1 protein-coding gene is annotated in these 323 nt (G+C 68.4%); it reads left to right on the top strand.

The annotated features are described in order from the left end of the window. Window positions 1–323 (top strand): DNA-directed RNA polymerase subunit alpha C-terminal domain-containing protein (locus tag AC5P1C_RS44010; RefSeq protein WP_493871615.1); only part of this gene is annotated, 323 nt, incomplete at both ends.

The following is a 323-nucleotide window of genomic DNA, read 5'->3' as shown; positions in this document are numbered from 1 at the left end:
GAGGCCACGCGTGTCGAGCAGCGCACCGACTTCGACAAGCTGATCGTCGACGTCGAGACCAAGCAGGCCATGCGCCCGCGTGACGCCATGGCGTCCGCAGGCAAGACCCTGGTCGAGTTGTTCGGTCTGGCCCGCGAGCTCAACATCGACGCCGAGGGCATCGACATGGGCCCCTCGCCCACGGACGCCGCCCTGGCCGCCGATCTCGCCCTGCCGATCGAGGAGCTCGAGCTCACCGTTCGGTCGTACAACTGCCTCAAGCGCGAGGGCATCCACTCCGTGGGTGAGCTCGTGGCCCGCTCCGAGGCGGACCTGCTCGACAT

It is taken from the genome of Streptomyces sp. A18 (assembly GCF_059026065.1).
This window is presented reverse-complemented; position numbering and strand designations above follow the sequence as displayed.